The sequence below is a fragment of the Sneathiella limimaris genome (assembly GCF_012932565.1).
Lineage (GTDB): Bacteria > Pseudomonadota > Alphaproteobacteria > Sneathiellales > Sneathiellaceae > Sneathiella > Sneathiella limimaris.
Map to the genome: position 1 here is coordinate 916,641 of NZ_JABBYJ010000001.1, position 13,062 is coordinate 929,702.

Genomic DNA, 13,062 nt, shown 5'->3' on the forward strand with positions numbered 1-13,062 from the left:
TGAATTTCCTATGTCTGCATGTGTGCTGCACAGGTTTCCAGGATCTGAGCCAGACGACCAACCAAACGCGGCATCTGTTTTTCATGGGTTCCGGCAAATCCAATAATCAGGGCATTTTTCTTTTCCGGACCTTCATAAAAAGCGGATAGGGCGCGCAGCATCAAACCCTGGTCCCGGGCGAGGGCTTCAACTTTCTTATCCTCAATTTCAGGCCTTAAAAAAGCGATGAGATGCATGCCGCATTCTTGTTCGTCAACGCTTAGAAAATCACCGCATTTGGCCCGAAGTTCCGAGATCAAAACTTTCTGCCGTTTTTCATAGAGAATCCGCATTTTACGGATATGGGTCGCTAAATGTCCTTCGGAAATAAACTCCGCCAAAGCCGCCTCGGCAACAGCGGGGGAATGGCCGTCGATATCCCGCCGCAAAGCGAGGAAGACATCAACCAGATCCTTTGGAACGACCAGATAGCCAACCCGAAGACCGCTGAACATCACCTTGCTCATGGAGCCAACATATAAAACCCGATCTTCCGTATCGAGACCCTGTAAGGAGGAGAGAGGTCGGCCGGAATAGCGATATTCACTGTCGTAATCATCCTCCAGCACGAACCGGTCATTTTCACCGGCCCAATGAAGAATTTCGAGCCGGCGTTGCAAGGACATGGTTGGCCCGAGAGGATATTGATGAGAGGGGGAGAGACAGGCTAACCGTGCCTTCGGCGCGAGAGACTTGGCGGCTTCCAGATTGAAACCCTGATCATCCACGGGAACAGCAATGGGGTTGGCTCCAGCTGCAATAATGGAATTGCGAATACCTGGAAAACCGGGATCTTCCATCAGGATGGGATCGCCCGTTTCCGCGAAAGCCTTGATAACCAGATGGATCGCCTGCTGGGATCCGGAGAGAACGATAACCTGATCAGGTTCGCAGTTGACGGCCCGTGTTTGTGCGAGATGTTCAGCCAACGCTTCACGAAGAGCGGTGGCGCCGCCAACCGGATTGCCGCTTAAGTAGTCTGGTTCAGGTTTTCGCCAATGTTTCGCCAATAGCCTTGCCCAGATTTCAAACGGAAATTGATCAAGCTCTGGCCGACCAGGTGAAAAGGGACCTTGATGATAGGGCTTGGCCGGACCAGTTGGGCGAAGGGCTTCCGCTTGGCGGGACAGTTTGATTTTTCGCGCCTTGGGATTTGGTTTTTCAGAAGATGAATTTGTGCCCAGAAGCTCATCCGGGATCTGGGTCGAGACATAAGTTCCTGCGCCGACGCGAGCCTCCAGATACCCTTCGGCCATGAGCTGATCAAAAGCGCTCAGAACCGTATTTCGGGAGACGCCAAGATCCTCTGCCAGCAGGCGGGTGGAGGGAAGGCGCGTCCCAGCCTTGATCACATTCTGTAAAATGTTGTCTCGAAGCTTCAGGAATAATTGCCGGTGCAACGGTCCGGGATCGGACTTGTCGATGGATAAATTGGCAAGATAGGCGTGCTTCATAACAGGCTCGATTGGTTCCCTATATCTGTTGATATCAGTATAGAAAGAGAACCAATGACGATAAAGTTATCAATTCTTATGAGACGGATTACTTTATTTAATGCTCAATCCGCATATATACTTCTCATGAATTGTGGAATTGGTTGAAGGGATGGAACCATGTCAGGTAAATCTGAGATTGCATATTTCGCTGCAGGATGTTTCTGGGGTGTGGAAGCGGCATTCCGACAAGTCAAAGGTGTCACTGAGACGGCAGTCGGGTATCAAGGCGGGCATACATTAAGCCCCACCTATCAACAGGTCTGCTACGAAGACACCATGCATGCGGAGGTTGTTCGGGTGACATTTGATCCCGAAATTGTTTCCTATGAACAGCTTTTGAGTGTGTTCTGGAGCAATCACAATCCGACAACCCTGAACCGCCAGGGACCAGATATTGGGACGCAATATCGGTCTGCAATTTTTTATGTTTCAGATGCCCAAAAGGAAGCAGCAGAAGCTTCCAAGAAAATTTTGGAAGAGCGTAAGGTTTTCCCAAACCCGATTGTCACGGAAATAACGCCTGCCCCGGATTTCCACATGGCTGAGGAATATCATCAGCAGTATTTAGAAAAACGCGGAATGGCGACCTGTCACATCTGAGATGTTTCTGGACTTAAGCCTTTAGACTGTTTTCGGTCTAAATCCTTGAAAACCTAATAGATCAATCGTGAGGTTCCGTGTCTCCCGATAGGCTGTGTTTGCCTGTTGGTAAAGGCTTGAGGAGCCGGGTTCAATCTCGTGACCACCTGTTTCAAGCGGGCTGGCTTGCGACAGTTGCTGGGCCAGAAATGGTGTTGAGGACTGACCGAAAGCGAGCGGGCTGCGTGTTGTTGTTGGATGCGCCGGCGCTGGAGGTGGTTGTTTAACAACGACTTCTACCGTGGTTGCCCGGGGATGATCGCGGTTAATTTCACTAGATCGTCTTCTGGAATCGATCTGTTGCTGAAGATCGCTTTTAATCAGTTCTTGCTGATCAAGTTCCTGCTGAATTTGCTTATGCTCAAGATATGCCTGTAGCTCCGCTTGTTTGGTCGCTGCGGAATAATAGGAATAAGCAGAATATGGACTGGAACGAATTGGCTCCATAATAACGTTCGGTACCCGGCTTTATCTTCAATTCAGGAGTTGTCGGTAATTTTAACCGGAGTTCCAGATTCACTGGAAGTTAGACGCTACATGTACTGTAAAACTGTCTAAAATATGTTAACAAAGTCTTAACATATCAAGTCACAAATTCTTGAAACTCCAGAAGACCTTTGTCTTTCCTACGCAGCCAAAAGGCTTCTGGATTTATATTATTTGTCACTGAGTTTATCGATCCGGGCTTGCATCGCAGCCAATTGATCTTTCAGCTCTTTCATCATTTCAGTCGTTTCGGATTTTGGCTCTGCAGGTTTATCTGCAGCCTGCTGTTCCTGTGGATCAGATCCGGAGCCAAAAGCAGGGGGCGAAAACATACGCATGGCTTGGGTAAACATTGCCATGTTTTGACGGCCCATTTCCTCAAACTGTTGATACAGTGGATTATCCCGGACATTTTCAGGTAAGGCGTCCCGCATTTTCTCCTGATTACTTGTAAAGGAGCGCATGGACATATCCAGATAATCTGGAACGATGTTCTGCAGACTATGACCGTAATATTTGATCAGTTGTCTTAGGAAGCTAATCGGCAACAGGTTTTGTCCTTTTGCCTCTTCCTCAAAAATGATCTGAGTTAGAACAGAACGGGTAATATCCTCGTTTGTTTTTGCGTCATAGACGACAAAATCGTCCCCCTCTTTCACCATATTGCTGAGGTGATCCAGAGTGACGTAGGAGGAGGTAGCTGTATTGTAAAGCCGGCGGTTTGCGTATTTTTTTATAATGACCGGATCTTTTGTTTCAGAAGCTTGCTCGACCAAATTCACACATTCCCTTAAAAATTGCTGCGCCGCAAAGACCTATTGTGCAATGCGGTTTCCAATTTGGCAATAATTATCGAAAAAATTGTGTGGAAAGCGTTACTGGTCGCCGGTTGGCTTTCGGTTTATATTAAAGACATGTCTGAAAAATCTGAACTTTCCAAAACCGTAACGGACTTTTTTGAACTCTGGCAGCGCCAGATTAGTGCTGTTTCACGCAGCCCTGATGAAAGCGTGGCAAGTCTCATGTCCTCATGCGAACGGATCCTGGCAGATCTTCAGAAAGACTTATCTGAACATCCGACGTCAAACGAGGACCCTTCCTCATGACAGACGTAAATGTTCAGGAATTTACACGCGTGGGCCCAAGACCTTTGGGACTCCATTTAGGCTTGGCGGCAACGTCGCTGGCGACGTCTTTTGCCTCCCTGCCTTTTGTTCGCGATGGAAAATTTCCTTGGGTAAAAGAGCTGGAACCAGAGGCTGAAAAAATCGCTCGCCGCCTGCAGGAATATGAGGTGGCAGAGCTTGTCCAAGGCCTTGCGTTCGAAGGAAATACTAAAGTGGTGGGTATGATTTCCGGAATCCGGAAATATCATGCGCACCCTTACCGGCGTAAACCGATTTCCCGTCCCTTGATCTGGTCGCACGGAAATGTGCGCTTGCTGGACTGTGCACCCAAGTTGGCAAAGAAAGCCCCCATCCTTTTTCTGGTACCGTCTCTCATTAACCGGGCCTATATCCTGGATTTAATGCCCGGAAAAAGCTTTGTTGAGGAATTGGCGAATAATGGTATTCGGGCGATCCTGGTTGACTGGGGTGAGCCGGGCGCTGAAGAGCGAGAATATGATCTGAAGGATTACCTTGAGAAGATCCTCCTTGCTGGTGTTGAGGAAACCCGAAAACTATATCCACGTGCGCCCCTGCATGTTGGGGGATATTGTATGGGCGGAACTCTTGCGGTGGCGCTCACCCAGATGTTATCTCAAAAACCAAAGAGTTTGATTACCATAGCCGCACCTTGGGATTTTCATGAAGGATTAGGGCAGAGCGCAAGACTTTTTCTGTCTAATGAAGCCATCTGGGACAGTGTTCTTAAAGGGTTCAAGGAGATGCCGGTTGATATTTTACAGTCCTTTTTTGCAAGTCTGGATCCAAATCTTTGTATGAATAAATTTTGTCTGTTTGACCAGATGGGTGAGGATACGGACCGGGCGCGGGAGTTTGTCGCGCTTGAGGATTGGTTGAATGATGGCGTGCCGTTAAGTGCGCCGGTCGCCAGATCCTGTTTTCAAGGATGGTATGGGCGAAATGATCCGGTTATGGGAAATTGGGAGGTTGGTTCTGAAAAAATTTGTCCTGAAAATATCACAATTCCCTCAATGATTGTTGTTCCGAAATCGGATAGAATAGTGCCGCCTAATTCTGCGATTGCTCTCTCGCGTCAATTGCCTGAAGCCGAGGTCCAAATGTCCGGTACAGGTCATATCGGGATGATGGTCGGAAGCAGTGCGAAAGGGGGTTTATGGCTAGACGTAATCGCCTGGATCGGAAAGTTCTAACTTTTTTTGCGCATATGCACAAAAAGTGTTGCATCTGCGAACGTATAACGTTATTTCGTAGTTTATCGAAAAACATTCCGAAAATTACGAAACAGCGTCTAACTTTGAATATTTATTATCATATATAAAGAAAAATGAGGTCAGTAATGGATGTTGTAATTACAAGTGCGGTTCGGACACCGGTTGGGTCTTTTAATGGTGCGTTGTCATCATTGCCAGCACATAAACTGGGCGAGGTCGCGATCCGTGAAGCGCTGAAAAGGTCCAAGACATCCGGATCAGAAGTGTCGGAAGTCATTCTGGGTCAGATCCTGTCTGCAGGTGAAGGCCAAAACCCGGCGCGTCAGGCTTCCATGGCAGCTGAAGTTCCGGTTGAGGTTCCTGCCTGGGGTGTTAATCAGCTTTGTGGTTCTGGTCTTCGGGCGGTTGCGCTTGGATATCAGGCAGTTAAAAACGGCGACAGCTCTATTGTGGTTGCAGGTGGCCAGGAAAGCATGAGCCAGGCTCCGCATTGCGCCAATCTTCGGAACGGCCAGAAGATGGGCAGCCTGGAATTTGTTGATACAATGCTGAAAGACGGTTTGATCGACGCGTTTTACGGCTATCACATGGGGAATACGGCCGAAAATGTTGCCGCTAAATGGCAGATCACCCGTGAACAGCAGGATGAGTTTGCTGCTGCCTCTCAGGCCAAGGCGGGTAAAGCGCAATCTGAAGGTCGCTTCAAGGATGAAATCGCTCCCGTTACCATTTCAACTCGTAAAGGCGATGTGGTTGTTGAGGATGATGAGTATATCCGCGCCGGAACAACTGTTGAAAAGCTCTCTGCTTTGCGGACAGCCTTCCAAAAAGAGGGCGGCAGTGTAACAGCCGGTAATGCTTCTGGTATCAATGATGGCGCGGCTGCTGTTGTCTTGATGTCCTCAGAAGAGGCCAAATCCCGTGGGTTGGAGCCAATGGCGAGGATTGTGTCCTGGGCGCAGGCCGGTGTTGATCCGTCTATCATGGGAAGTGGCCCAATTCCAGCGAGCCGAAAAGCGCTCGAAGCTGCGGGTTGGACTGTTGATGATCTGGATCTGATCGAAGCAAACGAAGCATTTGCAGCGCAGGCATGCGCGGTGAATAAGGATCTTGGCTGGGATACGGACAAGGTCAATGTAAATGGGGGCGCAATTGCAATTGGTCATCCAATTGGTGCCTCTGGGGCTCGTGTTCTCGTCACTCTGCTCCATGAAATGCAGAAACGGGATGCGAAAAAAGGTCTAGCCACACTGTGTATTGGTGGTGGCATGGGCATAGCGATGTGTGTTGAAAGATAGTTGACATAGGAACGGGGAAAATGGGCAGAGTAGCAATCGTAACTGGCGGCACAAGAGGTATTGGAGAGGCAATCTCCGTCATGCTGGCAGAAAAAGGGTATAAAGTTGCGGCTAACTATGGCGGCAATGACGAAAAGGCCAAGGAGTTTACCGAAAGAACAGGCATTCCAGCCTATAAGTGGGATGTATCTGATTTCGATGCCTGTATGGAAGGTGTCGCAAAGGTCAAAGCAGACCTTGGACCGGTAGAAATCGTGGTCAATAACGCGGGTATTACCCGAGATGGCACTCTGCACCGTATGGATCAACAGAAATGGCAAGCTGTGATCGACACGAACCTCGGTTCCTGTTTCAACATGTGCCGCGCGACAATTGATGACATGAGGGAGAACTCATTTGGTCGCGTGGTCAATATTGGCTCCATTAACGGACAGGCCGGCCAGTATGGTCAGGTCAACTACGCCGCTGCAAAATCAGGCATTCATGGTTTTACCAAAGCCATGGCACAAGAAGGTGCCGCAAAAGGCATTACTGTGAATGCGATTGCACCCGGATACATTGACACGGACATGGTCGCGGCTGTTCCGCCGGAAGTTCTGCAGAAAATTGTTGCCAAAATCCCGGTTGGGCGTCTTGGCAAGGCAGAAGAAATTGCACGAGGGGTGTGTTTCCTCGTCGCAGATGATGCGGGCTTCGTGACAGGCTCCACCCTGTCCATCAATGGCGGCCAACATATGTATTAAGTGTGTACTGACCTCTGGCTGGATCCCTGTCAAACCGGCCCGAGACCGAAAAGGCATGTTAGCTCTTCCCTGGGCGCATGCCTTTTCACTTGTCTGAGGGATTGTTTTCCCACTAGGGTTGCTGGCAATTCAAAACCCATGACTTTGGACAGGGCTTCATTTTGCAAATTTCACGACCAACGGCCACCCTCCTTGGCTTATGCGCGATCCTGCTTTGGGCGCTTCTTGCCCTGTTCACCGTTTACACGGACACGATCCCCCCGTTTCAACTGACAGCCATGAGCTTTGGAATTGCGTTTGGGTTTGTCCTGGTGAAATGGATTGTCAAAAAAGACCGCATTCGTGATTTTATCCTGCTGCCCCCAAAACTTTGGCTACTCGGGGTTTGCGGCCTGTTTGGCTATCATTTTTTCTATTTCCTCGCCCTTAAATCAGCCCCACCTGCGGATGCGGGGCTGATAGCATATTTATGGCCGCTCTTCATTGTGCTCTTCTCAACCCTACTCCCGGGGGAGCGGTTATACTGGTTCCATGTTGTCGGCGCAGTTATCAGTTTGCTGGGAGCAGGGCTGCTGATCACCAAGGGTGAGAAGCTCGACATTGATCCTGCCTATATGAAGGGGTACATAGCTGCGTTTGCCTGCGCATTTATCTGGTCGGGTTATTCTGTTTTGAGCCGGCGATTTGCAGCGGTATCCACGGATGTCATTGGCACTTTTTGCGGTGTGACGGCGGTATTATCGCTCGGGTGTCATCTGGCTTTTGAGCAAACTGTTTTGCCGAGCGGATTTATGCCATGGTTAGCTGTTTTGGGTCTAGGCCTTGGGCCAGTTGGTGCGGCCTTTTTTATGTGGGATGTTGGCGTCAAGCACGGGGATATCCAGGGTTTGGGGGTTCTCTCCTACCTGTCCCCGCTGTTGTCCACCTTGTTGTTAATTCTGCTCGGTGGGAGCGAGATGACCTGGCCATTGGTGGTCGGGTGCCTGCTGATTTCGGTTGGCGCCGCCATCGGCTCCATCAATATTTTCCGGGATCTCATCGCCAGTCGATCCCGGAAAGTCTAACCTAATTGTCAGGTCTTACCATTCACCTGTATTTTCCATGCTTGCCCACGGCTCGGCTGGCGCAAGGGCTTCTCCTTTTTGGAGGAGTTCGATGGAAATATTGTCAGGCGAGCGGACAAAAGCCATGCGACCATCACGTGGGGGGCGGTTGATCACGACGCCGCGGTCCATCATGTGCTGGCAAGCTGCGTAAATATCATCAACTTCATAAGCTAGATGACCAAAGTTCCGGCCACCGGAATAGTTTTCAGGATCCCAGTTATACGTCAGCTCAACCTGCGCTTCTTCCTGTCCTTCAGGAGCCAGAAAGACTAATGTAAATCGGCCGGCTTCTACTTCTTTTCGTTTCACTTCTTTCAGGCCAAGGCTGTTGCAGTAAAAATCAAGGCTGGCCTCAAGATCGGTTACGCGAACCATTGTGTGCAGATATTTCATGCGCCTTTCCATTTAAAATAGAGTTGGAATAAGAATTAAAAGCTGTCTTTGCGCGCCCGAATTTCGGTGAACACATCAACAGTGCTCGCGCTTTCCATACCCAAGACTTTCCGAATTCCCATATCATCAGGTCTTAGGAAGGGATTGGTTTCGATTTCTTCCGCCATTGTAGACGGAACAGTAGGTGTTCCCGCTTTGCGAAGCTTTAGGATATCCTGAAAGCGATCTTGCAGTTTTGAATTTTCTGGATCCACGCTCAAGGCAAAATTGGCATTGGCCTCTGTATATTCATGGGCGCAAAAAACCTGCGTAGAGGCGGGGAGTGACTTTAGTTTACTCAAGCTTTCCCACATCTGGGCCGGCGTTCCTTCAAACAGGCGGCCACAGCCAAGTGCAAATAAAGTATCGCCGCAAAACAGGGCGTCTGATTGTTCAAACCAATAGGCAATATGCCCTTTGGTATGGCCGCTGACTTCAAAGATCTTGGCTTTTTGAGTGCCAAACTCGAACTCATCCCCTTCGGAGAGTTCAATATCGATCCCAGGAATTCGGCTTTTGTCGGATTTGGACCCTACGATTGTGCATCCGGTTTTCTCTTTAAGTTCCAGATTAGCACCAGTGTGATCCATGTGATGGTGTGTGTTCAGGATGTGAGTAAGCTTCCAGCCCAACTCATCCAGTTTTTCCAGAACTGGTTCGGCCACCGCAGGGTCGACAATTCCAACCGCAGAACTATCCGGGTCTTTAATCAGATACAGATAATTATCATTTAAGACAGGGATTTGATGAATTTCTAGTTTGCTCATAGACTCAGACTTATTACGTTGCTTAGGCAAGTTTTGAAAATAGTATAACCATGATCCGTCCTGATGTCATAGATTTGCGAAAATTTTATCACACGCGCCTTGGTATTACGGCGCGAAAGGCGCTGGTGCGCAAAATTCGCACCTTGTGGCCGGACATATCCAACTTTCGCCTTTTGGGGCTAGGGTATGCTACACCCTATTTGTTTCCATTCCGAAATGAAACTGAACGCACCATTGCGATGATGCCTGCGCAGCAAGGGGTTATTCATTGGCCGCATGGTGGGCCAAGTCTGGTTGGGCTCTCCGAAGAGGGGCTGCTGCCACTGCCCGACAATTCAATTGACCGGATTATTCTGGTCCATGGACTTGAGAATACTCGGGCACCTGATGATATCCTGCAGGAGGTTTGGCGGGTTCTGACCTCAACAGGAAAGGTTTTAATCATTGTTCCGGCTCGTGGAGGACTTTGGGCGCGAATGGAAAAAACCCCTTTTGGGCATGGCTACCCTTATTCCGACAAGCAGCTTCGAAAAGTTCTGCGGGCGAATATGTTCACCTATGGAGACGTGCAGGGGGCCCTTTATTTTCCACCGAGTGGGTCGGGGCTTAATCTGCGGCTAGCCAGTTTCTTGGAAAATATGGGCGAAAAATGGTGGTCGCGCTTCAGTGGCGTTCGAATAATTGAAGCCGAAAAACAGGTTTTTGCGATCCCCGAAGAGCCGCAGAAGAAGAAAAAGGTAAGACCCTTGATCGCACCTGCCGCAGTCCCGATCGGGACAACATCTCGATTCGATCGCAAAGCCGGTTTAAAGAAATAGGTTAGCCAGCAGAGTTGAGCAGGAAGACGCATTGGGCGCCAAAGAAGTTAGCCCGTCTGCTGTCATAGGAGTAGCTCAAGATCTCGCCGTCATTGCCAACGATCGTTGATTTTTCCACCTGAATATTCAGATCTGCGCAGAGGTTCGTGAAATCTCTCAGTGTACAGAAATGGATGTTTGGCGTTTCGTACCAGGCATAATCCAGCGAACTGGTCATGGGCATCTGCCCCTTGAAGGCAAGATAAGTCCTGCACCGCCAGTAAGCAAAGTTCGGAAAGGAGACGATTGCCTTTTTCCCAACACGCAGGAGCTGTTCCATCACGTCTTTGGGACGGTGAGTGGCCTGCAGTGTCTGGCTCAGGATAGCATAGTCAAAACCGCCGCTCGGATAATCGACGAGATCGGAATCCGCATTTCCCTGAACAACGGATAAACCCTTGCTCACACAGGCATTTACACCAGCCTGACTAAGCTCAATCCCGCGGCCATCGACATCTTTTGTGGATACCAGATGAGAGAGCAAAGTCCCTTCCGCGCAGCCGACATCCAGAACACGGCTGCCTGGCGCAATCATATCAGCGATTAGTTTCAGATCGACCCGAATATCCTGCGGTCTGGAGAGTGTTGAATTTTCCATCAGGCGTCCAATCCTCTGCTGATAGCTGTTGATTTCAGGAAGCCACCGATGGTTTGCAACATTTCTGGAGTGTCCAACAGAAACGCATCATGACCCTTGTCTGTTTCAATCTCGACGAAACTGACATTCGCTGCGGCCGCAATCAGAGCCCGCACAACGTCGCGACTTTCAGAAGTTGGGAACAGCCAGTCACTGGAGAAGGAGACAACACAGAATCGGGTGCTCGTATTCTCGAAAGCTTTTGGAAGCGAACCACCGTGATCCTCGGCCAAATCAAAATAGTCCATCGCCCGCGTGATATAGAGATATGAGTTGGCATCAAAGCGATCCACGAAATTGATCCCCTGATAGCGCAAATAACTTTCAACCTGAAAATCCGCCTCGAAACCATAGGTCAGGCTATCCCTATCCTGGAGATTTCGGCCAAACTTCCGATGGAGTGCCGATTCGGACAAATAGGTCACATGGGCCGCCATGCGGGCAACCGCAAGCCCGGCCCTGGGATTTTTGCCCTGCTCCAGATATTTACCGCCGAGCCATTCTGGATCAGCCATCACGGCCTGCCTGCCAACCTCGTGAAAGGCAATATTTTGGGCAGAATGTTTTGCCGCCGTCGCAATCGGAATGGCACTGAAGCATTTATCTGGATAGGCGCTGGCCCATTGCAGGACCTGCATACCACCCATTGACCCACCAATCACTGAAAACCAGGTTGGGATTTCCAGATACTCCTGGAGCAGCGCCTGGGTGCGAACCATGTCGCCGATTGTAATGATCGGAAAATCAATGCCGTAGGGTTTGCCTGTTTCCGGGTTGATGTCCTTGGGTCCTGTCGTTCCCATGCAGCCACCGAGCACATTTGAACAGACAATAAAATACTTATCCGTATCCAGTACTTTGCCCGGGCCAATCATAATGCTCCACCATCCATCTTTGCCGGTGAGCGGTTGGCGGCTGGCCGCAAATTGATCACCGGTCAGGGCATGGCACACTAAAATGGCGTTGCTTTTGTCCTCATTGAGTTTTCCATAGGTATTATAGGCCACGGAAATGTCGCTCATCATCGCCCCGCAATCCAGTGGCATCGGGGTATCCTTTGCCAAGATCACAGTATGATGGTTCGGCTCTGTTGGGATAATTGACACGGCGGTGACTCTTTTCGCGATCTATGGATAGAAAAATCTTTGTTTTCTGTTGCTTTGCTGGTAGCTAGAGTTTTGGTAAATTATACTGACTTCAGCAGTAATTTTGTAAAATTAAGTCGGGACCCTAGGGTGCTAGAGCAAGATCTGTCAATATTTTCTATCTTTTTAAAGGGTAGACGATGGCACCATGAGGGTTTTTAGCTAACACGTGGTTTGGTTCAGGAAAAAAACGTGACAAAAATAAATAAGAAATTGGAGGAACTTCGGGCCAAGGTTGATGGTTTGGATGCGGAGTTACTGAACGTTTTGGAACAGCGGATCGCGATCGTCAATGATATTGCTGAAGCAAAGAAAGATGATCACAGCGCGTTGGCGTTTCGTCCTGGTCGGGAAGCCCAGGTCCTCCGGAAAATTTTGAAAACCCATTCCAGTGAGCTCGCTGACGAAGTGGTTGCCAGCATCTGGCGAGAAATCATCTCGGCCGTTTGCCGGATGCAAAAACCCATGTCTGTTGCCATTACAGCCCCTGAAAAATCTGTGGGCTACTGGGATCTGGCACGCACTCATTTTGGCAGTGCCACGCCTATGAGCCTGCACAAGTCCCCAACTGTTGTTTTGCGGGAAGTGTCAGCCGATCCATCCCGTTTGGCCGTTATGCCATGGATGAATGTGGAAAAAGATACTTGGTGGGAGCATCTGGCGCAGGGCGGTGAAGATGTCCCTAAAATTCTCGCCGCACTTCCGTTTGTACAAAACCCGAGCGGTGCTTTTGAGGATCTGAACGCACTTGTCATCGGTCAGGCCGAGCCAGAAGCCTCCGGTGATGATATTACTCTATTTGTGATCGTCACCCAGGACGAGGTTAGCCGCGCACGGCTAAATGAAACTCTCGTAAAAGCTGGCCTTGAAGGTCATTGCCTGGATAGCCGCTCCCCCGCCATTGAAGAAGGGGACTGGCTGCATCTGTTCCAGGTGGCTGATTTTGTGACCGCCTCTGACGAGCGGCTTGCCAAATGTGCAGAACTGCTTGGCGATTCTGTAATCAAGACAGTTGTTCTTGGTGCCTATGCCGTTCCAATGGGTTCAGACGATTAATT

General features: G+C 49.5%; 15 protein-coding genes. 8 read left to right on the forward strand and 7 right to left on the reverse strand.

Annotation, left to right across the window (positions count from 1 at the left end):
- Window positions 1–8 precede the first annotated feature (8 nt).
- Complete coding sequence (gene pdxR, locus HH301_RS04385) at window positions 9–1,493, reverse strand: MocR-like pyridoxine biosynthesis transcription factor PdxR (RefSeq protein ID WP_169567014.1); 1,485 nt, start codon at window positions 1,491–1,493, stop codon at window positions 9–11.
- A 159-nt stretch (window positions 1,494–1,652) separates the two neighbouring features.
- Between pdxR and msrA the strand changes: the two genes are divergently transcribed.
- Window positions 1,653–2,135, forward strand: a complete 483-nt coding sequence (gene msrA / locus HH301_RS04390) for a peptide-methionine (S)-S-oxide reductase MsrA (RefSeq protein ID WP_169567016.1) — start codon at window positions 1,653–1,655, stop codon at window positions 2,133–2,135.
- Between the two features lie 21 nt (window positions 2,136–2,156).
- Here msrA and HH301_RS04395 read toward each other — a convergent pair whose 3' ends face one another.
- On the reverse strand, window positions 2,157–2,621 hold the full coding sequence (locus HH301_RS04395) for a hypothetical protein (RefSeq protein WP_169567018.1): 465 nt from the start codon (window positions 2,619–2,621) through the stop codon (window positions 2,157–2,159).
- 209 nt (window positions 2,622–2,830) lie between these two features.
- Window positions 2,831–3,436, reverse strand: coding sequence for a polyhydroxyalkanoate synthesis repressor PhaR (gene phaR / locus HH301_RS04400; protein WP_169569487.1), 606 nt, complete (start codon window positions 3,434–3,436; stop codon window positions 2,831–2,833).
- 63 nt (window positions 3,437–3,499) lie between these two features.
- Here phaR and HH301_RS04405 point away from each other — a divergent pair, with 63 nt between their 5' ends.
- From HH301_RS04405 to yddG, 5 genes are all read left to right on the forward strand, one after another.
- Window positions 3,500–3,766 (forward strand): hypothetical protein, encoded by a 267-nt coding sequence (locus HH301_RS04405; RefSeq protein WP_169567020.1) that lies wholly within the window; start codon window positions 3,500–3,502, stop codon window positions 3,764–3,766.
- Window positions 3,763–4,998, forward strand: a complete 1,236-nt coding sequence (locus tag HH301_RS04410; RefSeq protein WP_169567022.1) for an alpha/beta fold hydrolase — start codon at window positions 3,763–3,765, stop codon at window positions 4,996–4,998. The genes HH301_RS04405 and HH301_RS04410 overlap by 4 nt, the downstream gene beginning before the upstream one ends.
- 146 nt (window positions 4,999–5,144) lie before the next feature.
- Entirely contained in the window at window positions 5,145–6,317 is a 1,173-nt protein-coding gene (locus HH301_RS04415; RefSeq protein ID WP_240969434.1) for an acetyl-CoA C-acetyltransferase, read from the forward strand.
- Window positions 6,318–6,337: 20 nt separating this feature from the next.
- A complete protein-coding gene (gene phbB / locus HH301_RS04420) occupies window positions 6,338–7,060 on the forward strand; it encodes an acetoacetyl-CoA reductase (protein WP_169567026.1) in 723 nt (240 codons plus the stop codon).
- Window positions 7,061–7,221: 161 nt separating this feature from the next.
- Window positions 7,222–8,124: an aromatic amino acid exporter YddG gene (yddG, locus tag HH301_RS04425; RefSeq protein ID WP_206378166.1), complete on the forward strand. Its 903-nt coding sequence runs from the start codon at window positions 7,222–7,224 to the stop codon at window positions 8,122–8,124.
- Window positions 8,125–8,139: 15 nt separating this feature from the next.
- Here yddG and HH301_RS04430 read toward each other — a convergent pair whose 3' ends face one another.
- A complete protein-coding gene (locus HH301_RS04430) occupies window positions 8,140–8,559 on the reverse strand; it encodes a VOC family protein (protein ID WP_169567028.1) in 420 nt (139 codons plus the stop codon).
- A gap of 35 nt (window positions 8,560–8,594) precedes the next feature.
- Complete coding sequence (gene gloB / locus HH301_RS04435) at window positions 8,595–9,365, reverse strand: hydroxyacylglutathione hydrolase (RefSeq protein ID WP_169567030.1); 771 nt, start codon at window positions 9,363–9,365, stop codon at window positions 8,595–8,597.
- A 50-nt stretch (window positions 9,366–9,415) separates the two neighbouring features.
- Between gloB and HH301_RS04440 the strand changes: the two genes are divergently transcribed.
- Entirely contained in the window at window positions 9,416–10,183 is a 768-nt protein-coding gene (locus HH301_RS04440) for a class I SAM-dependent methyltransferase (RefSeq protein ID WP_206378167.1), read from the forward strand.
- Window position 10,184: 1 nt separating this feature from the next.
- Here HH301_RS04440 and metW read toward each other — a convergent pair whose 3' ends face one another.
- Together metW and metX are read right to left on the reverse strand one after the other, a co-directional pair.
- The gene (gene metW / locus HH301_RS04445; protein WP_169567032.1) at window positions 10,185–10,820 is read right to left on the reverse strand and encodes a methionine biosynthesis protein MetW; all 636 of its coding nucleotides are present in this window, start codon (window positions 10,818–10,820) and stop codon (window positions 10,185–10,187) included.
- Window positions 10,820–11,965: a homoserine O-acetyltransferase MetX gene (gene metX / locus HH301_RS04450; RefSeq protein WP_206378168.1), complete on the reverse strand. Its 1,146-nt coding sequence runs from the start codon at window positions 11,963–11,965 to the stop codon at window positions 10,820–10,822. The genes metW and metX overlap by 1 nt, the downstream gene beginning before the upstream one ends.
- A gap of 231 nt (window positions 11,966–12,196) precedes the next feature.
- Here metX and HH301_RS04455 point away from each other — a divergent pair, with 231 nt between their 5' ends.
- A complete protein-coding gene (locus HH301_RS04455; RefSeq protein WP_169567034.1) occupies window positions 12,197–13,060 on the forward strand; it encodes a chorismate mutase in 864 nt (287 codons plus the stop codon).
- Window positions 13,061–13,062: the final 2 nt, after the last annotated feature.

Bases quoted from the DNA above. Each gene is read 5' to 3' on its own strand.
- pdxR (WP_169567014.1), bottom strand. From the start codon at position 1,493: ATGAAGCACGCCTATCTTGCCAATTTATCCATCGACAAGTCCGATCCC.
- msrA (WP_169567016.1), top strand. From the start codon at position 1,653: ATGTCAGGTAAATCTGAGATTGCATATTTCGCTGCAGGATGTTTCTGG.
- HH301_RS04395 (WP_169567018.1), bottom strand. From the start codon at position 2,621: ATGGAGCCAATTCGTTCCAGTCCATATTCTGCTTATTCCTATTATTCC.
- HH301_RS04410 (WP_169567022.1), top strand. From the start codon at position 3,763: ATGACAGACGTAAATGTTCAGGAATTTACACGCGTGGGCCCAAGACCT.
- HH301_RS04415 (WP_240969434.1), top strand. From the start codon at position 5,145: ATGGATGTTGTAATTACAAGTGCGGTTCGGACACCGGTTGGGTCTTTT.
- phbB (WP_169567026.1), top strand. From the start codon at position 6,338: ATGGGCAGAGTAGCAATCGTAACTGGCGGCACAAGAGGTATTGGAGAG.
- HH301_RS04430 (WP_169567028.1), bottom strand. From the start codon at position 8,559: ATGAAATATCTGCACACAATGGTTCGCGTAACCGATCTTGAGGCCAGC.
- gloB (WP_169567030.1), bottom strand. From the start codon at position 9,365: ATGAGCAAACTAGAAATTCATCAAATCCCTGTCTTAAATGATAATTAT.
- HH301_RS04440 (WP_206378167.1), top strand. From the start codon at position 9,416: ATGATCCGTCCTGATGTCATAGATTTGCGAAAATTTTATCACACGCGC.
- metW (WP_169567032.1), bottom strand. From the start codon at position 10,820: ATGGAAAATTCAACACTCTCCAGACCGCAGGATATTCGGGTCGATCTG.